The sequence below is a fragment of the Serratia sp. G204Y genome (assembly GCF_051172435.1).
GTDB classification, from domain to species: Bacteria; Pseudomonadota; Gammaproteobacteria; order Enterobacterales; family Enterobacteriaceae; genus Serratia; species Serratia sarumanii.
This window is the reverse complement of record NZ_JBPIZA010000009.1, coordinates 75,956-94,065: the sequence shown is the minus strand read 5'-3', so window position 1 is coordinate 94,065 and position 18,110 is coordinate 75,956. Positions and strand designations below refer to the sequence as shown.

Genomic DNA, 18,110 nt, shown 5'->3' with positions numbered 1-18,110 from the left:
TTTGCCTGGCGGCAATAGCGCGGTGGTCCCACCTGACCCCATGCCGAACTCAGAAGTGAAACGCCGTAGCGCCGATGGTAGTGTGGGGTCTCCCCATGCGAGAGTAGGACACTGCCAGGCATCAAATTAAGCGTGCTGATATGGCTCAGTTGGTAGAGCGCACCCTTGGTAAGGGTGAGGTCCCCAGTTCGACTCTGGGTATCAGCACCACTTTATTTAAAGTGGGTTTAGAAGTTCGGCAGAAAAAAGAATTTGCTTGGCGGCAATAGCGCGGTGGTCCCACCTGACCCCATGCCGAACTCAGAAGTGAAACGCCGTAGCGCCGATGGTAGTGTGGGGTCTCCCCATGCGAGAGTAGGACACTGCCAAGCATCAAATAAGCCAAGAGGCCATCCGAAAGGATGGCCTTTTTGCTTTTCAGTCCTTTTACTCTATCTACTCATATCTTGGCGCAGATCGCGCAATGAAACATTTTCACCTTTCCGCTGAATGCTCGACAGCGACGGAAAAAAACGCTATCTTCGGGCATCTAGAAGTCTAAACGTATAAATGGATGTGTGAGGGTTAAGCAATGCCGATTCGTGTTCCTGATGAGTTACCTGCGGTCAATTTCTTGCGCGGTGAGAATGTCTTCGTGATGACATCCTCGCGGGCAAAAACACAGGAAATCAGGCCACTGAAAGTGCTGATCCTCAACCTGATGCCAAAGAAGATCGAAACGGAAAACCAGTTTCTGCGCCTGTTGTCCAACTCGCCGCTGCAGATTGATATCCAGCTGCTGCGTATCGACAGCCGCGAATCGAAGAACACGCCGGCCGAGCATCTGAATAACTTCTACTGCGACTTCGAGGATATCCAGAACGAGAACTTCGATGGTCTGATCGTCACCGGCGCGCCGCTGGGGCTGGTCGATTTCTGCGATGTTGCCTATTGGCCGCAGATCGAACGGGTGATCGACTGGGCCAAGAACCACGTTACCTCCACGCTGTTCGTGTGCTGGGCGGTACAGGCGGCGTTGAATATTCTGTATGGCATTCCCAAGATGACGCGCGAAGTGAAGCTCTCCGGCGTTTACCCGCACCAAACGCTACAGCAGCATGCGTTGCTGACGCGCGGCTTCGACGAAAGTTTCCTGGCGCCGCATTCACGCTATGCCGATTTCCCGACCGAGGTGATTCGCCAATATACCGACCTGGATATTCTGGCCGAATCCGAACAGGCGGGCGCCTACCTGTTCGCCAGCAGGGATAAGCGCCTGGCGTTCGTCACCGGCCATCCGGAGTATGATGCGCTGACCCTGGCGGGGGAGTATTGTCGCGACAACGAAGCTGGCCTCGATCCCGCCGTTCCGCTCAACTACTTCCCCGATGACAACCCCGCACTGACACCGAAAGCCACCTGGCGCAGCCATGGCCATCTGCTGTTTTCCAACTGGCTCAACTATTACGTCTACCAGATCACGCCGTACGATCTGCGTCATATGAATCCGACGCTCGACTGATCTTTTCTGCCTGCCGGCGGCTGAATCGAGGCCGCCGCTCCGTTGATCCTCTGCAAGATCCTCTTTTTATCCGACACTTATCCAATAAATTCTTTGTTCAACAAGGTGTTAGTACATCTTTATCAATTTACTGGAAGCGATTTCCTTACCTGTCATTATTGTTATCTTATCTAACTAGTTGATAATAAAGTTTTAATAAAATATTTAATAATAAAATGGAAATGGTTTTTGATTTTTATTTTTTGTTGAGTATTCTTAGAGCTATCGGGATGAGATCTGACCAGTTGAGGATCGTTTCATCCGCCCTGATCCACAGTGATTTCTGATGAAAATGCGCCGGTCGCGCGGGCGCAACGATGGGAAGGAGCAAGGTCATGACGCAACAGATAGCAGGCACGGAGTTAAGGTTTACGCAGGGTTTCGCCGCAGCGGAGCGCCAGGTGTTGACCGATGAAGCGGTTGAATTCCTGGCGGAACTGGTGGGGAAATTCACGCCGCGGCGCAACGAGCTGCTGGCGGCGCGTGTCCGCTGGCAGCAAAATATCGATCGCGGCGAACTGCCGGGGTTTATTTCGGAAACCACTTCCATTCGTGAAGGTGACTGGCAGATCCGCGGCATTCCGCAAGATCTGCGTGACCGCCGGGTCGAGATCACCGGGCCGGTCGAGCGCAAGATGGTGATCAATGCGCTTAACGCCAACGTAAAAGTGTTTATGGCGGACTTCGAAGACTCGCTGGCGCCAAGCTGGGACAAAGTCATCGACGGCCAAATCAACCTGCACGATGCGGTTAACGGCACCATTTCCTACACCAATGAAGCCGGCAAGATCTACCAGTTGAAGCCGAACCCGGCGGTATTGATCGCTCGCGTGCGCGGCCTGCATCTGCCGGAGAAGCACGTGCTGTGGCGTGATGAAGCCATTCCCGGCGGCCTGTTCGATTTCGCGCTGTACTTCTACCACAACTATCGCCAACTGTTGGCCAAGGGCAGCGGCCCGTATTTCTACCTGCCGAAAACCCAGTCCTGGGAAGAGGCGGCCTGGTGGAGCGATGTCTTCAGCTTTACCGAGGATCGTTTCGATCTGCCGCGCGGCACCATCAAAGCGACCGTGCTGATCGAAACCCTGCCGGCGGTGTTCCAGATGGACGAAATCCTCTACCACCTGCGCGATCACATCGTGGGTCTGAACTGCGGCCGCTGGGATTACATCTTCAGCTATATCAAAACGCTGAAGAATCACGGCGATCGCGTGCTGCCGGATCGTCAGTCGGTGACCATGGAGAAACCTTTCCTCAGCGCCTATTCGCGCCTGCTGATCAAAACCTGTCATAAGCGCGGCGCGTTCGCCATGGGCGGTATGGCGGCGTTTATCCCGAGCAAAGACGCCGAGAAAAACGCCTGGGTGCTGAACAAGGTACGGGCGGACAAAGAGCTGGAGGCCAGCAACGGCCACGACGGCACCTGGGTGGCGCACCCGGGGCTGGCGGACACGGTGATGGAAGTGTTCGGCAAAGCGCTGGGCGATCGCCAAAACCAGCTGGAGGTGCTGCGTGAGCAAGACGCGCCGATCAGCGCCGCACAGCTGCTGGAACCGTGCGATGGCGAGCGTACCGAAGCGGGGATGCGCGCCAATATTCGCGTGGCGGTGCAGTACATCGAAGCCTGGATCTCCGGCAACGGCTGCGTGCCGATTTACGGTTTGATGGAAGATGCGGCCACGGCGGAAATCTCCCGTACGTCTATCTGGCAGTGGATCCACCACGAGAAGAGCCTGAGCGACGGGCGCCCGGTCACCAAGGCGCTGTTCCGCCAGATGCTGCAAGAAGAGATGTTGGTGGTGCGTGAAGAAGTGGGGGAAGCGCGCTTTAACGCCGGCCGGTACGAAGAGGCGGCGCGCCTGATGGAGCGCATCACCACGCAAGATGAGTTAATCGATTTCCTGACGCTGCCCGGCTATGAGCTGCTGGCCTGAATTTTCCCAATCAACCCTACACGACTGAAAGGATAAAAATTATGTCTACCTCTCGCTCTCAACAGATCCAGCAGCTGGAACAGGAATGGAAATCGGCCCGTTGGGAAGGCATCACCCGCCCTTACAGCGCCGAAGACGTGATCAACCTGCGCGGTTCGGTCAACCCGGAATGCACTCTGGCGCAAAACGGTGCCGCCAAACTGTGGGCGTTGCTGAACGGCAAGGCGCGCAAAGGCTACGTGAACTGCCTGGGCGCGCTGACCGGCGGCCAGGCGCTGCAGCAGGCCAAAGCCGGCGTCGAGGCTATCTACCTGTCCGGTTGGCAGGTGGCGGCGGACGCCAACAGCGCAGCGGCCATGTACCCTGACCAGTCGCTGTATCCGGTGGACTCGGTGCCGAAGGTGGTCGAGCGCATCAACAATACCTTCCGCCGCGCCGATCAGATCCAATGGGCGAACCAGATCGAGCCGGGCAGCAAAGGCTATACCGATTACTTCCTGCCGATCGTCGCCGATGCGGAAGCCGGCTTCGGCGGCGTGCTGAACGCCTTCGAGCTGATGAAAGCGATGATCACCGCCGGTGCCGCCGGGGTGCACTTTGAAGATCAGCTGGCGGCGGTGAAGAAATGCGGCCATATGGGCGGCAAAGTGCTGGTGCCGACGCAGGAAGCGATCCAGAAGCTGGTCGCCGCGCGTCTGGCGGCCGACGTGCTCGGCGTGCCGACGCTGGTGATCGCCCGCACCGACGCCGATGCGGCCGACCTGCTGACCTCCGATTGCGATCCGTATGACAGCGCCTTCGTCACCGGCGAGCGCACGGCGGAAGGCTTCTTCCGCACCCATGCCGGCGTCGAGCAGGCGATCAGCCGCGGCCTGGCTTACGCCCCCTACGCAGATATGGTGTGGTGCGAAACCTCAACGCCGGATCTGGATGCCGCTCAGCGCTTCGCCGACGCCATCCACGCCAAATACCCGGGCAAGCTGCTGGCCTACAACTGCTCGCCGTCGTTCAACTGGAAAAAGAACCTCGACGACCAGACCATCGCCCGCTTCCAGCAGGCGCTGTCGGACATGGGCTACAAGTATCAGTTCATTACGCTGGCGGGCATCCACAGCATGTGGTTCAACATGTTCGACCTGGCGCACGCCTATGCGCAGGGCGAGGGCATGAAACACTACGTCGAGAAGGTGCAGCAGGCGGAGTTCGCCGCGGTGGATCGCGGTTACACCTTCGCGTCGCACCAGCAAGAGGTGGGCACCGGCTACTTCGACAAGGTCACCACCATTATTCAGGGCGGCGCCTCTTCGGTCACTGCGCTGACCGGTTCGACGGAAGAACAGCAGTTCTGATGCGGCAAGCTTGAAGACGTTTCATCCGGAGCCTGCATGCGCAGGCTTCTTTTTCTGGCGGGGGTAAGGATGGCGGCAAAACTGGAGTTGTTGATCGCACAGACGATCCTGCAAGGCTTCGATGCGCAGTACGGCCGCTTTCTGGAAGTGACCGCCGGCGCGCAGCAGCGCTTCGAGCAGGCGGACTGGCCGGCGGTGCAGCGGGCGATGAAAAAACGCATCCATCTGTATGACCATCACGTCGGCCTGGTGGTGGAGCAGCTCAAATGCATCACCGGGCAGAAATACTTCGACGCTGACTTCCCCAGCCGGGTCAAAGCGGTCTATATCGACCTGCTGCCGGACTACCCGCGCTTCGAGATCGCCGAAAGCTTCTTTAACTCGGTCTACTGTCGGCTGTTCAAGCACCGCGATCTGACGCCGGACAAGCTGTTCGTGTTCAGTTCGCAGCCGGAGCGGCGCTTTCGCGACATTCCGCGTCCGCTGGCGCGCGATTTCACCCCCAATGGCGATCTGCCGGCGATGCTGCGCAGCGTGCTGAGCGATCTGCCGCTGCGGCTGCCGTGGGAGGATTTGACGCGCGATATTCACTACATCACTCAGGCGCTGCAACGCGCCTTCAGCGCACAGCAGTTGGCGGGGGCAACCTTCCAGATCGCCAACGAACTGTTCTATCGCAACAAGGCCGCCTGGCTGGTCGGCAAGCTGCGTCTGGCCGACGGCGTTTATCCGTTCTTGCTGCCTATCCACCACAGCGAGTCGGGCGCGCTGTTTATCGACGCCTGCCTGACCGGTAAGGCCGAGGCCAGCATCGTCTTCGGCTTCGCCCGATCTTATTTTATGGTCTATGCGCCGCTGCCGGCGGCGATGGTGGAGTGGCTGCGCGAGATCCTGCCGGGCAAAACCACCGCCGAGCTGTACATGGCGATCGGCTGCCAGAAGCACGGCAAAACCGAATGCTATCGCGAATACCTGACCTTTATGGCGCAGTCGCAGGAGCAGTTCATTATCGCGCCGGGGGTGAAGGGCATGGTGATGCTGGTGTTCACCCTGCCATCCTTCGATCGGGTGTTTAAAGTGATTAAAGACGAATTCGCCCCGCAAAAAGAGGTGACGCAGGCGCAGGTGATGGCCTGCTATCAGCTGGTGAAAGAGCATGACCGCGTCGGGCGCATGGCGGATACCCAGGAGTACGAGAATTTCGTCGTCGACAAGGCGCGCCTCAGCCCGGCGCTGTTGGCGGAGCTGCAGCGCGAAGTGCCGGGCAAGCTGGAAGATCTCGGCGATCGCATCGTGATCAAACATCTGTATATGGAACGGCGCATGACGCCGCTGAACCTGTATCTGGAGCAGGCCAACGACCAGCAGATGCGCGATGCGATCGAAGAGTACGGCAATGCCATCAAGCAGCTGGCCGCCGCCAATATCTTCCCCGGCGACATGCTGTTCAAGAATTTCGGCGTGACGCGCCACGGGCGGGTGGTGTTCTACGACTACGACGAAATTTGCTACATGACCGAGGTCAACTTCCGCGACATTCCGCCGCCGCGCTATCCGGAGGACGAGCTGGCCAGCGAGCCGTGGTACAGCATCGCGCCCAACGACGTGTTCCCGGAGGAGTTCCGCCACTTCCTGTGCGGCGATCGGCGCATTCGGCAGGTGTTTGAAGAATTGCACAGCGATCTGTTTACCGCGGAGTATTGGCGCGGGTTACAGCAACGCATCCGCGAGGGGCACGTGGAAGACGTGTTCGCTTACCGCAAGAAGCAGCGGTTCAGCCAGCGCAGCGGGGCGGCGCTGCCGGCCGCCACCGCTGCGATGTAAATCAGGCCTGGGCGCCCACGACGGCGACGCGCGCCAGTTCGGTGATGCGCGCGTAGTCGCCGCTTTCCAGCGCGTCCGCCGGCACCAGCCAGGAGCCGCCGATGCACAGCACGCTTTTCAGCGCCAGATAGCTGCGGTAGTTGTCCGGCGAGATGCCGCCGGTCGGGCAGAAGCGCACCTGCGGGAACGGGCCGCCGATCGCCTGCAGCGCTTTTACGCCGCCGTTGGCTTCCGCCGGGAAGAATTTAAACTCGCGCAGGCCGTAATCCATGCCCAGCATCAGTTCGGAAACGGTGCTGATGCCCGGAATAAGCGGAATGGACCCGGCGGTGGCCGCCTTGAGCAGCTCGTCGGTCAGCCCCGGGCTGATGGCGAACTGCGCGCCGGCCTCGGTCACTTCACGCAGCTGCTGCGGATTGATCACGGTACCGGCGCCGATGATCGCTTCCGGCACTTCTTGGGCGATGGCGCGAATGGCGTCCATGGCGCAGGCGGTGCGCAGCGTCACTTCCAGCACCCGCACGCCGCCGGCGACCAGCGCTTTCGCCAACGGCACCGCATGTTCCAGCTTGTTGATCACGATCACCGGCACCACCGGCCCCGCCGTCAGGATCTGCTCGGCGCTTGTTTTCCACTTGTTCATGATGAGGTTCTCCTTTGTGGCCGCTGCCAGGCGGCGATGCGGCCAGGCTATCGATTAAAATGTGATGCAGCAGGCGCCCTGCTCGGCGCCGGACAGCTGGCTGCGCAGCGCGCCGAACAGCTCGCGGCCGCAACCGATGTGTTCTGCGCTCAGATCGGGTTGGCACGGCGTGCGCTGGGCCAGTTCGTCGGCGTCGACCAGTACCTGCAGCTCGCCGCTGCGGCCGTTGACGCGGATCGGATCGCCGTCGCGCACTTTCGCCAGCAGGCCGCCGGTATAGGCTTCCGGGGTGACGTGGATGGCGGAAGGCACCTTCCCGGAGGCGCCTGACAGGCGGCCGTCGGTCACCAGCGCCACTTTGAAGCCGCGATCCATCAGCACGCCCAGCGGCGGCATCAGTTTGTGCAGCTCCGGCATGCCGTTGGCCTGCGGCCCCTGGAAGCGCACCACCACCACGCAATCGCGATCCAGCTTGCCGGCTTCAAACGCCGGCACGATGTCGTGCTGGCTGTCGAACACCACCGCCGGCGCTTCGATGATCTGGTTGTCGGCGGGCACCGCTGAGGTTTTCATCACCGCACGGCCCAGATTGCCTGCCATCACTTTGGTGCCGCCGTGATGTTCGAACGGCTGAGCGACGCTGGCGATCACGCTGGCGTCGAGCGAGCCGGCTACGCCTTCGCGCCACACCAGCTGGCCATTATCCAGCCAGGGTTCCTGGGTGTAACGGTGCAGGCCGAAACCGGCCACGGTGTGCACGTCTTCGTGCAGCAGCCCGTGTTGCAACAGCTCACGCACCACCAGCGGCACGCCGCCGGCGGCCTGGAACTGGTTGATGTCGGCCGGGCCGTTCGGGTAGATGCGACACAGCAGCGGCACCGCCTCCGACAGCTCCGAGAAATCGTCCCAGGTGATGATGATGCCCGCCGCCCGTGCCATCGCCACCAGATGCATGGTCAGGTTGGTGGAGCCGCCGGTGGCCAGCAGCGAGACGATGCCGTTCACCACCACTTTCTCGTCCACCAGGCGGCCGATCGGCAGGTAGTTGCCGGCGGTGTCGGTCAGCCGGGTCACCTGGCGCGCAGCGGCGTCGTTCAGCGCGTCGCGCAGCGGCGTATCCGGATGCACGAAAGAGGCGCCCGGCAGGTGCAGGCCCATCACTTCCATCACCATTTGGTTGGTGTTGGCGGTGCCGTAGAAGGTGCAGGTGCCGATGCCGTGATAGGAGGCGGCCTCGGCTTCCAGCAGCGCCAGACGATCGGCCTTGCCCTCGGCGTACAGCTGGCGCACGCGCACCTTTTCCTTGTTCGGCAGGCCGCTGCTCATCGGGCCGGCCGGCACGAACAGCGCGGGCAGGTGGCCGAAGGAGAGGGCGGCCATCACCAGCCCCGGCACGATCTTGTCGCAGATGCCGAGGAACAGCGCGCCGTCGAACATATTGTGCGACAGGCCGACGGCGGCCGACATGGCGATCACGTCACGGCTCATCAGCGACAGCTCCATGCCGTCCTGCCCCTGCGTCACGCCGTCGCACATCGCCGGCACGCCGCCGGCCACCTGGCCCACGGCGCCCACCGCCTTCAGCGCCTGCTTCAGCCGCTGCGGGTAGTGTTCGTACGGCTGGTGGGCCGACAGCATGTCGTTGTAGGCGGTGATGATGGCGATATCGCTGCGCACCATGTTTTTCAGCGCCGTCTTGTCATCGGGCTGACAGGCGGCGAAGCCGTGGGCCAGGTTGCCGCAGGCCAGCTGCGCGCGGTGGACGGTTTGGGAACGGGCCGCCTCGATGCGCGCCAGATAGGCGGCGCGGCTGGCCTGGGAACGGTGGATGATGCGCTGCGTGACACGGGACAAGGTTGGGTTAATCATGCCTTCCTCACATTGCTGTTGTTATAGTCGCCGCCTGTGGCGGTGCCCCCGGGGATGATTTGCAGCCCTGGTGTGCAAGGCCGGGGGCGATTTAGGATTTAAAACATCGTGAATGCAATCATGCCGATAGCGCCACCGACGCTGCCCAGAATCGTTTCCATCACCGTCCAGGTTTTCAGCGTTTGCAGTTCGTTGGCGCCGGTGAATTTGCCGAACAGCCAGAAACCGGCGTCGTTGACGTGGCTCAGCACGATGGAGCCACCGGCGATGCAGATAGCCAGCGCGGCCAGCTGCCCGCCGTTCAGCCCGAGCTGGCTGGTGACCGGCAGCACCAGGCCGACGGTGGTCAGACAGGCGACGGTGGCCGAGCCTTGAATCACCCGCACCATGGCGGAGAGCGCAAAGGCGGCCACGGCGATCGGCAGGCCGGCGCCGATCATCGCGTCACCCAGCGCCGGCCCTACGCCGGAATCCACCAGGATCTGTTTGAACACCCCGCCGGCGCCGGTCATCAGCAGGATGATCCCGGCCGGTTGCACCGCGGCGGAGCAGATGGCCAGCGTCTGTTCGTTGCTCATGCCGCGCGGCTTCGCCAGGCCGTAAATCACGATCAGGCAGGCCAGCAGAATGGCGGTGAACGGGTGGCCGATAAACTCCAGCCACTGCTGCAGCTGCGAGCCGGGGGTGACCAGCCGCGCGCCGATGGTCTTCATGCCGACCAGCACCAGCGGGCACAGCACCAGCGCCAGGCTGAAGCCGAACGACGGCAAATTGCCCTTGGTCAACGTCGGCTCGTTCTCTTCCGGCGGCATCGGCCAGTTGACGAAGCGGCTGATAAAGCTGCCGTACAGCGGGCCGGCGATCAGCATGCCGATCACCGCCGCCACCAGGCCGATGGCGATCATCCAGCCGAAGTCGGCCTTCATCTGCGAAGCCAGCAGCATCGGCACCGGCCCCGGCAGCAGGAAGGAGGCGGCGGCGGCCACGCCGGCGAACAGCGGAATGGCCAGCTTGACGATATTGCCGTCGGTGCGGCGCGCCACGGCGAACACGATGCCGATCAGCAGCACCACCGCCACGTCGAAGAACAGCGGCAGCGCGCAGATCAGGCCGGCGATGCCGAGCGCGTAGTGCGCCTTGCTTTGTCCGAATCGTTTCAGCAATTGCGCCGCAATTTGATCGAGCGCGCCGACCTCATGCAGGATCTTGCCGAACATCGCCCCGAGCGCCACCACGATCGCCAGGAAGCCCAGCGTGTCGCCCATGCCTTTTTGCATGGTGTCGGCAATATGGTCCAGCGGCATGCCGGAGAAGATGCCGGCGGCGATGGATACCAGCATCAGCGCGACGAAGGCGTGCATGCGCGCCTTCATCACCAGGAATAACAGCAGTAAAACCGAGCCGACTGCGGTACCGACCAGCGTTACGGTATTCACGCGCACACGTCCTGCGGCAGGAAGCTCTGGATATGGCGCACGGTATCGGCGATCACCGCGTCCAGCGGCTGGTTGATGTCGATCGCCATCACGTCGCTCTCGTCGGCGCCCGGCTGCTCCAGCGCGGCGAACTGGGTGACCAGCATCTGCGGTTTGAAGAAGTGACCGTTACGCGCCGCCAGGCGGGATTCGATCACCGGGAACTCGCCGTGCAGATAGATGAACGACAGGTTGCCGTTGCCGGCGCGCAGGCGGTCGCGATACTGCTTTTTCAGCGCCGAGCAGACGATGATCGACACGTTGTTGGTGCGCTGCATGGCGAAGGCGGCGTCGTTGAGCGCGGCCAGCCACGGGGCGCGATCGTCGTCGTTCAACGCTTCGCCGGCGGCCATCTTCAGGATGTTGCTGCGCGGATGCAGGAAGTCGCCGTCGAGGAAGCCGGCGGAGAGTTGGCGGGCCGCGGCGGCGGCGACGGCGGACTTGCCGCTGCCGGAAACGCCCATAACGACGTAAATGCGATTTTGATTGTTGGTCATGGCTTGGCTCCAAAACACCGGGTGACGTTACCTTCGTTCAGCTTGTTTGTTACCGGTAACATGTTATCGGTAACATTGTCGAAGGAAGTTTGAGCGGTTGCAATGGGCTTTCGCCGTGAGGATCGTTAACTGTGATCGGCTTCAAGCTTTTTTCCCGTGCGCTACACAGGATGCCGACAGCCTGTTACATGCTGACAACAGAGCAAGGAATCAGGAGAGAGGGCGCGCAGGGGCGCCCCTCGGAGGGGTTGGATCAGCGCACGCCGCCGTAGGCCAGGCTGATCTCTTTCGCCGCGTGGATCACCAGCGCCCCCAGCTCGATCACGCGATCGTCGGTGATGCGCGACACCGGGCCGGAGATGGAGATGGCGGCGAAGGCTTCGCGGTGCTCGTCGAAGATGCAGGCCGCCACGCAGCGCAGGCCGAGCGCGTGTTCTTCGTCGTCAAAGGAGAAGCCCTGTTTGCGGATCTGCGCCAGCCCCTCTTTCAGGTTGTGCGGCGTCAGGGTGTGCGGCGTGTAGGTGTGCATGCCTTTCTTATGCAGCAGTTTGGTCACCTGATCGTCCGGCAGGGTGGCGAGGAACGCCTTGCCGGCGCCGGAGGCGTGCATCGGCAGTTTGCCGCCGATCGGCGCCGACATGCGCATCAGCGCCGTACACTGCACCTGATCGATGATGATCGCCTGGTACTCGCTGGTATCCAGCACCGCCAGGTTGACGGTTTCGCCGGACTCTTCCATCAGGCGGCGCAGCGTCGGGTGCACCATCGCCAGCAGGTTGCGGCTTTGCAGGAAGCTGCTGCCGACCACAAAGGCGTGCGAGCCGATGGTCCACAGGCCGAGATCGCCGACCTGGCGCACGAATCCCTGCTGCTGCATGGTGGTGAGCAGGCGGTGAGTGGTGGAGTTCGGCAGGCCGGCCTGCTGGGCCAGATCGGTCAGCGCCACGTTGCCCTGGGCTTCCGAAATGTACTCCAACAGCTTCAGGCCACGGGTCAACGATTGTACCTGGCCGGTCGCCGCACTGGCGGCCGGGGCTGCTGCGCGGGGCTTCTTGCCGCGTTTGGCGGGAGCAGGGGTGGCCATGGGTAAGATTCCTTTTTCCGTATGATGGAATTCATTTTCGTTTTTTGTCGATGAATTGCAAGTCGCCGTCAGCTCATCGGAGGTGTTGGCGCACAACCTGAAAAACTCTCAATTGTCGTCTGGCCCTTTGTCCTTACAAGCTGTGCTAGGATGACTCGTTGGTTTTGCGGCAGTTGAGCAATGGGCTGGATGGCAATGGAAGGGGTTACAGTGACGAATCGAGTAGAACAACTGCGCCGCCAGTTAGCGCAGCGCATTTTGGTGTTGGACGGCGGCATGGGCACCATGATCCAGAGCTATCGTCTGGATGAGCGCGATTTCCGCGGTGAGCGTTTCGCCGACTGGCGCAGCGATCTGAAAGGCAATAACGATCTGCTGGTGCTGACCAAGCCGGAAGTGATCGCCGCCATTCATTACGCCTATCTCGAGGCGGGCGCCGATATCCTTGAAACCAATACCTTCAACTCCACCTCCATCGCCATGGCCGACTACCACATGGAGTCGCTGTCCGCCGAGATTAATTATCAGGCCGCCTGCCTGGCGCGCACCTGCGCCGACGAATGGACGGCGCGCACGCCGGAAAAACCGCGCTACGTCGCCGGGGTGTTGGGGCCGACCAACCGCACCGCGTCCATCTCGCCGAACGTCAACGATCCGGCGTTCCGCAACATCTCGTTCGACGAGCTGGTGACGGCTTACCGCGAATCGACCCGTGCGCTGGTGGAGGGCGGCGTCGATCTGATCATGATCGAAACCATCTTCGACACCCTGAATGCCAAGGCCGCCGCCTTTGCGGTGGAAACCGAATTCGAAGCGCTGGGGGTGGAACTGCCGATCATGATTTCCGGCACCATCACCGACGCCTCTGGCCGCACCCTGTCCGGCCAAACCACCGAAGCGTTTTACAATTCGCTGCGCCACGTCAAGCCGCTGACCTTCGGCCTGAACTGCGCTCTGGGCCCGGACGAACTGCGTCAGTACGTCGCCGAGCTGGCGCGCATCTCGGAGACCTACGTCACCGCGCACCCGAACGCCGGTTTGCCGAACGCCTTCGGCGAGTACGATCTGGATGCGGCCGAGATGGCGCGCCAGGTCGGGGAGTGGGCGCAGGCCGGCTTCCTCAATATCATCGGCGGCTGCTGCGGCACCACGCCGGAACATATCGCCGCGATGGCCAACGCGGTCGAGGGCGTGCCGCCGCGCCGGCTGCCGGAGATCCCGGTCGCCTGCCGCCTGGCGGGCCTGGAGCCGCTGACCATCGATGCCAACACCCTGTTCGTCAACGTCGGCGAGCGCACCAACGTCACCGGTTCGGCGCGATTCAAACGGCTGATCAAAGAAGAGAAATACAACGAGGCGCTCGACGTGGCGCGCCAGCAGGTCGAGAGCGGCGCGCAGATCATCGACATCAACATGGACGAGGGGATGCTCGACGCCGAAGCGGCGATGGTGCGCTTCCTTAACCTGATCGCCGGCGAGCCGGATATCGCCCGGGTGCCGATCATGATCGACTCCTCCAAGTGGTCCGTTATCGAGAAAGGCCTGAAATGCATCCAGGGCAAGGGCATCGTCAACTCGATCTCGATGAAGGAGGGCGAAGAGGCCTTTATCCATCACGCCAAACTGGTGCGCCGTTATGGCGCCGCGGTGGTGGTGATGGCGTTCGACGAAGTGGGGCAGGCTGACACCCGCGAGCGCAAGTTCGAGATCTGCCGCCGCGCCTATAACATTCTGACCGAGCGCGTCGGCTTCCCGCCGGAAGACATCATTTTCGACCCGAACATTTTCGCCGTCGCTACCGGTATCGAAGAGCACAACAACTACGCCGTCGACTTTATCGAAGCCTGTGCCGACATCAAAACCCACCTGCCGCACGCGATGATCTCCGGCGGCGTGTCCAACGTGTCGTTCTCGTTCCGCGGCAACGATCCGGTGCGTGAAGCGATCCACGCGGTGTTCCTGTATCACGCCATTCGCAACGGCATGGACATGGGCATCGTCAACGCCGGGCAACTGGCGATTTATGACGATTTAAGCGCCGAGCTGCGCGACGCGGTGGAGGACGTGATCCTCAACCGTCGCGAGGACGGCACCGAACGCCTGCTGGAGCTGGCGGAAAAGTACCGTGGCAGCAAAGATAATGACGTGGCGGTGCAGCAGGCGGAGTGGCGCGGCTGGCCGGTGGAGAAACGGCTGGAGTATTCGCTGGTGAAGGGCATCACCGAATTTATCGAGCTGGACACCGAAGAAGCGCGGCAGCAGGCCGAACGCCCGATCGAAGTGATCGAAGGGCCGCTGATGGCGGGGATGAACGTGGTCGGCGATCTGTTCGGCGAGGGCAAGATGTTCCTGCCGCAGGTGGTGAAATCCGCCCGCGTGATGAAGCAGGCGGTGGCCTACCTGGAACCCTACATCGAGGCCAGCAAGCAGCAGGGCACCTCCGCGGGCAAAATCCTGTTGGCGACGGTGAAGGGCGACGTGCATGACATCGGCAAGAACATCGTCGGCGTGGTACTGCAGTGCAACAACTATGAAATCGTCGATCTGGGCGTGATGGTGCCGACGGAGAAAATCCTGCGCACCGCGCGCGAGGAGAACGTGGATATCATCGGCCTGTCGGGCCTGATCACGCCATCGCTGGACGAGATGGTCAACGTGGCCAAAGAGATGGAGCGCCAGGGCTTTACGCTGCCGCTGTTGATCGGCGGCGCCACCACCTCCAAGGCGCACACCGCGGTGAAGATCGAGCAGAACTACAGCGGCCCGACTACCTACGTGCAGAATGCTTCGCGCACCGTGGGCGTGGTGTCGGCGCTGCTGTCCGCCACCCAGCGCGACGAGTTTGTGGCGCGCACCCGCAAAGAGTATGAAACGGTGCGCATTCAGCATGCGCGCAAAAAGCCGCGCACGCCGCCGGTCGATTTGCAGAAGGCGCGCGCCAACGCCATGGCGCTGGACTGGGCCGATTATCAGCCGCCGGCGCCGCGGCAGCTCGGCGTGTTCCCGGTGGCGGCCGGCATCGAGACGCTGCGCCACTATATCGACTGGACGCCGTTCTTCATGACCTGGTCGCTGGCGGGCAAATACCCGCGCATCCTGGAAGACGAGGTGGTGGGGGAAGAGGCCAAGCGCCTGTTCCACGACGCCAATCAGATGCTGGATCGGCTGGCCGCCGAGCGCAGCCTCAACCCGCGCGGCGTTTACGGTCTGTTCCCGGCCAACCGCGTCGGCGATGACGTGGAGGTGTACTGCGACGAAAGGCGTGACGAGGTGCTGGCGGTGAGCCGCCATCTGCGCCAGCAGACGGAAAAAACCGACTTCCCGAACTACTGCCTGGCGGATTTCGTGGCGCCGAAAAGCAGCGGCAAGGCCGACTACTTCGGCGCCTTCGCGGTGACCGGCGGGCTGGAGGAGGACGCGCTGGCGGCGGCGTACGACGCGCAGCACGACGATTACAACAAAATCATGGTCAAGGCGCTGGCGGATCGCCTGGCGGAGGCCTTCGCCGAATACCTGCATGAGCAGGTGCGCAAGCTGCACTGGGGCTATGCCGCCGACGAGAGACTGAGCAACGAAGAGCTGATCCGCGAAAACTATCAGGGCATCCGGCCGGCGCCGGGTTACCCGGCCTGCCCGGAGCACACCGAAAAAGCGACCATCTGGCAGCTGCTGGACGTCAACCGCCACACCGGCATGGAGCTGACGGAGTCCTTCGCCATGTGGCCGGGGGCGGCGGTGTCCGGCTGGTACTTCAGCCATCCTGAAAGCAAGTACTTCGCGGTGGCGCAGATCCAGCGCGATCAGGTGGAAGACTACGCGGCGCGTAAAGGGATGAGCGTGAGCGAGGTCGAACGCTGGCTGGCGCCTAACCTAGGCTACGACGCCGACTGATTTCCTCTTTAAGGGCGCAGCGATGCGTCCTTGTCATTTACTGCGCTTCCACGTCGATGTGCAGCGCATCGTAACGCCAATACTCCAGGTCGCAATCGATCACCCGGTCGTGCTGATCGCGGTTCACCCGCGTAATGAACAGCGCCGGGCTGCCGTAGGTCACCTTCAGCATGGCGGCGGCCTGCTGCGGCAGCAGGGTGGGCAGCATGTCGAAACGCACCCGGCCGTAGTGAATGCCGTAGCGCGCGGCGTACAGCGCGGTCAGCGACTGGGTCAGATCTTCGTCCAGTATGCCGGGGAAGTAGGCCGGGTTGAGGTAGTGCTCGCAGTACAGCACCGCGCGCCCATCGATGTAGCGCAGCCGGCGAATGCGATAGGCCTCGGCGCCGGGGGGCAGCGCCAGGCGGCCGGCCAGCGGCGCGTCGAGCGTGACTACCGCGCTGTCGATCGCCTCGGTATGGGCGGCGCGCCCCTGTTGCTGCGCCATGGCGTGAAAATGGCTGCGCTGCAGCGGGTTGTAGATCAGACGCGGGGGCGAAATGAACCAGCCGCGCCGCACCTGGCGGTAGATGACCCCCTGCGCCTCCAACTGGCCGAGCGCCTCCTGCAAGGTAATGCGGGTGGTGGCGAACTGTTCGCTCAGGGCGCGTTCGGAGGGCAGCTTGCCGCCCACGGCGAACTCGCCTGCGGCGATGCGCGCGTTCAGCGTTTGGCAGATGGTGGCTACGGTCGTCGGTGCTTCACTCATACAGCGGGTGTCCCGTTTCAGTGCGTTTGGCCTCCCTTAAGGTAGACCAGCGTCGCGTTTTCGCCGTTGCAATGGGTGATAAAACCGTCGCTTTTTTAAGCTGACATATAATTATCACATTCGTCCGTTAGATTGGTTTGGTCCTTGCTGGACTAGTCCAGCCCTCCCCACACTACCACCTGGAGCATCAGTTATGAAACGTTTGTGCGCTTCTGTGTTAACCAGTGCCATCGTGTTATCCAGCCAGATGAGCTGGGCCGCGGATACCGATCTGGCGGCGCTGGAGCAGGCCGCGAAGAAAGAAGGCGAAGTCAACAGCGTCGGCATGCCGGACAGCTGGGCCAACTGGAAAGGCACCTGGCAAGATCTGTTGAGCAAATATGGCCTGAAGCATGTCGATACCGACATGAGCTCCGCGCAGGAGATCGCCAAATTCGATGCGGAAAAGAACAACGCCACGGCGGACATTGGTGACGTCGGCGCGGCCTTCGGCCCGGTGGCGGTGCAGAAGGGCGTGACGCAGCCGTACAAACCCTCTACCTGGGATCAGGTACCGGAGTGGGCGAAAGACCAAGACGGCCACTGGGCGCTGGCTTACACCGGCACCATCGCCTTCATCATCAACAAACAGCAGGTGAAAGATATCCCGCACAGCTGGGCCGATCTGCTGAAGGGCAGCTATCAGGTCACCATCGGCGACGTCGGCACCGCATCGCAGGCGGCCAGCGGCGTGCTGGCGGCGACCTACGCCATGGGCGGCAACGAGAAAAACCTCAAGCCGGGCCTGGAATTCTTCGGCAAGCTGGCCAAGGCCGGCCGCCTGAGCCTGAGTAACCCGGTGATCGCATCGCTGGAAAAAGGGGAAGTGCAGGTTGGCGTGGTGTGGGACTTCAACGGCCTGAATTACCGCGATCAGATCGACAAAACCCGCTTTGAAGTGCTGATCCCGTCGGACGGCTCGATCACCTCCGGCTACACCACCATCATCAACAAATACGCCAAGCACCCGAACGCCGCCAAGCTGGCGCGCGAATACATCTTCTCTGACGCCGGCCAGATCAACCTGGCGCGCGGCTATGCGCGCCCGATCCGCGCCGAGCATCTGACGCTGCCGGACGACGTCAAGGCCAAGCTGCTGCCGGCCGAGCAGTACAAGAACGCGCACCCGATCGCCGATCCGGCGGCCTGGGAACAGAGCGCCAAAGCGCTGCCGCGTCTGTGGCAGGAAAACGTCATTATGTTTATGCAGCAGTGAG

At 61.9% G+C, this 18,110-nt stretch carries 12 protein-coding genes, 1 tRNA gene and 2 rRNA genes; 9 read left to right on the top strand and 6 right to left on the bottom strand.

The window, feature by feature from the left end; translation table 11 throughout:
• Positions 1 to 4: 4 nt before the first annotated feature.
• The 7 genes from rrf (ACSBQQ_RS23795) to aceK all read left to right on the top strand — a co-directional run bounded on the left by rrf (ACSBQQ_RS23795) (position 5) and on the right by aceK (position 6,647).
• A 5S ribosomal RNA gene (rrf, locus tag ACSBQQ_RS23795) occupies positions 5 to 120 on the top strand.
• 14 nt (positions 121 to 134) lie between these two features.
• Positions 135 to 210, top strand: a tRNA-Thr gene (locus ACSBQQ_RS23790).
• A gap of 45 nt (positions 211 to 255) precedes the next feature.
• Positions 256 to 371 (top strand): 5S ribosomal RNA (rrf, locus tag ACSBQQ_RS23785).
• 200 nt (positions 372 to 571) lie between these two features.
• The gene (metA, locus tag ACSBQQ_RS23780; protein ID WP_004936623.1) at positions 572 to 1,501 is read left to right on the top strand and encodes a homoserine O-acetyltransferase MetA; all 930 of its coding nucleotides are present in this window, start codon (positions 572 to 574) and stop codon (positions 1,499 to 1,501) included.
• A 374-nt stretch (positions 1,502 to 1,875) separates the two neighbouring features.
• Positions 1,876 to 3,474, top strand: a complete 1,599-nt coding sequence (gene aceB / locus ACSBQQ_RS23775; protein WP_033654729.1) for a malate synthase A — start codon at positions 1,876 to 1,878, stop codon at positions 3,472 to 3,474.
• A gap of 41 nt (positions 3,475 to 3,515) precedes the next feature.
• Positions 3,516 to 4,823, top strand: a complete 1,308-nt coding sequence (gene aceA, locus ACSBQQ_RS23770) for an isocitrate lyase (protein ID WP_004936630.1) — start codon at positions 3,516 to 3,518, stop codon at positions 4,821 to 4,823.
• A gap of 69 nt (positions 4,824 to 4,892) precedes the next feature.
• Complete coding sequence (gene aceK, locus ACSBQQ_RS23765) at positions 4,893 to 6,647, top strand: bifunctional isocitrate dehydrogenase kinase/phosphatase (protein ID WP_033649688.1); 1,755 nt, start codon at positions 4,893 to 4,895, stop codon at positions 6,645 to 6,647.
• A gap of 1 nt (position 6,648) precedes the next feature.
• Here the strand turns inward: aceK and ACSBQQ_RS23760 are convergent, their stop codons facing one another.
• From ACSBQQ_RS23760 to iclR, 5 genes are all read right to left on the bottom strand, one after another.
• Positions 6,649 to 7,290, bottom strand: coding sequence for a bifunctional 4-hydroxy-2-oxoglutarate aldolase/2-dehydro-3-deoxy-phosphogluconate aldolase (locus ACSBQQ_RS23760; RefSeq protein ID WP_060428817.1), 642 nt, complete (start codon positions 7,288 to 7,290; stop codon positions 6,649 to 6,651).
• 54 nt (positions 7,291 to 7,344) lie between these two features.
• Entirely contained in the window at positions 7,345 to 9,159 is a 1,815-nt protein-coding gene (gene edd, locus ACSBQQ_RS23755) for a phosphogluconate dehydratase (RefSeq protein ID WP_041036924.1), read from the bottom strand.
• A 98-nt stretch (positions 9,160 to 9,257) separates the two neighbouring features.
• Positions 9,258 to 10,595 carry a gluconate transporter gene (gene gntU, locus ACSBQQ_RS23750; protein ID WP_060428900.1) on the bottom strand — a complete coding sequence of 446 codons (1,338 nt, stop codon included), beginning with the start codon at positions 10,593 to 10,595 and terminating at the stop codon, positions 9,258 to 9,260.
• The gene (gntK, locus tag ACSBQQ_RS23745; protein WP_033636235.1) at positions 10,592 to 11,131 is read right to left on the bottom strand and encodes a gluconokinase; all 540 of its coding nucleotides are present in this window, start codon (positions 11,129 to 11,131) and stop codon (positions 10,592 to 10,594) included. The genes gntU and gntK overlap by 4 nt, the downstream gene beginning before the upstream one ends.
• Positions 11,132 to 11,384: 253 nt before the next feature.
• On the bottom strand, positions 11,385 to 12,215 hold the full coding sequence (iclR, locus tag ACSBQQ_RS23740; RefSeq protein WP_004936648.1) for a glyoxylate bypass operon transcriptional repressor IclR: 831 nt from the start codon (positions 12,213 to 12,215) through the stop codon (positions 11,385 to 11,387).
• 195 nt (positions 12,216 to 12,410) lie between these two features.
• Between iclR and metH the strand changes: the two genes are divergently transcribed.
• Positions 12,411 to 16,106, top strand: a complete 3,696-nt coding sequence (metH, locus tag ACSBQQ_RS23735) for a methionine synthase (RefSeq protein WP_086556965.1) — start codon at positions 12,411 to 12,413, stop codon at positions 16,104 to 16,106.
• 37 nt (positions 16,107 to 16,143) lie between these two features.
• Here metH and ACSBQQ_RS23730 read toward each other — a convergent pair whose 3' ends face one another.
• Positions 16,144 to 16,854: a UTRA domain-containing protein gene (locus ACSBQQ_RS23730; protein WP_033649693.1), complete on the bottom strand. Its 711-nt coding sequence runs from the start codon at positions 16,852 to 16,854 to the stop codon at positions 16,144 to 16,146.
• Between the two features lie 193 nt (positions 16,855 to 17,047).
• On the opposite strand from ACSBQQ_RS23730, the gene ACSBQQ_RS23725 reads away from it, so the two are divergent.
• Positions 17,048 to 18,109 carry an ABC transporter substrate-binding protein gene (locus tag ACSBQQ_RS23725; protein WP_033649694.1) on the top strand — a complete coding sequence of 354 codons (1,062 nt, stop codon included), beginning with the start codon at positions 17,048 to 17,050 and terminating at the stop codon, positions 18,107 to 18,109.
• Position 18,110: the final 1 nt, after the last annotated feature.

What these genes read in the sequence shown, in the direction of transcription:
- metA (WP_004936623.1), top strand. Translation starts at nt 572, where the DNA reads ATGCCGATTCGTGTTCCTGATGAGTTACCTGCGGTCAATTTCTTGCGC.
- gntK (WP_033636235.1), bottom strand. Translation starts at nt 11,131, where the DNA reads ATGACCAACAATCAAAATCGCATTTACGTCGTTATGGGCGTTTCCGGC.
- ACSBQQ_RS23725 (WP_033649694.1), top strand. Translation starts at nt 17,048, where the DNA reads ATGAAACGTTTGTGCGCTTCTGTGTTAACCAGTGCCATCGTGTTATCC.
- aceB (WP_033654729.1), top strand. Translation starts at nt 1,876, where the DNA reads ATGACGCAACAGATAGCAGGCACGGAGTTAAGGTTTACGCAGGGTTTC.
- metH (WP_086556965.1), top strand. Translation starts at nt 12,411, where the DNA reads ATGGAAGGGGTTACAGTGACGAATCGAGTAGAACAACTGCGCCGCCAG.
- ACSBQQ_RS23730 (WP_033649693.1), bottom strand. Translation starts at nt 16,854, where the DNA reads ATGAGTGAAGCACCGACGACCGTAGCCACCATCTGCCAAACGCTGAAC.
- iclR (WP_004936648.1), bottom strand. Translation starts at nt 12,215, where the DNA reads ATGGCCACCCCTGCTCCCGCCAAACGCGGCAAGAAGCCCCGCGCAGCA.
- ACSBQQ_RS23760 (WP_060428817.1), bottom strand. Translation starts at nt 7,290, where the DNA reads ATGAACAAGTGGAAAACAAGCGCCGAGCAGATCCTGACGGCGGGGCCG.
- aceK (WP_033649688.1), top strand. Translation starts at nt 4,893, where the DNA reads ATGGCGGCAAAACTGGAGTTGTTGATCGCACAGACGATCCTGCAAGGC.
- edd (WP_041036924.1), bottom strand. Translation starts at nt 9,159, where the DNA reads ATGATTAACCCAACCTTGTCCCGTGTCACGCAGCGCATCATCCACCGT.
- aceA (WP_004936630.1), top strand. Translation starts at nt 3,516, where the DNA reads ATGTCTACCTCTCGCTCTCAACAGATCCAGCAGCTGGAACAGGAATGG.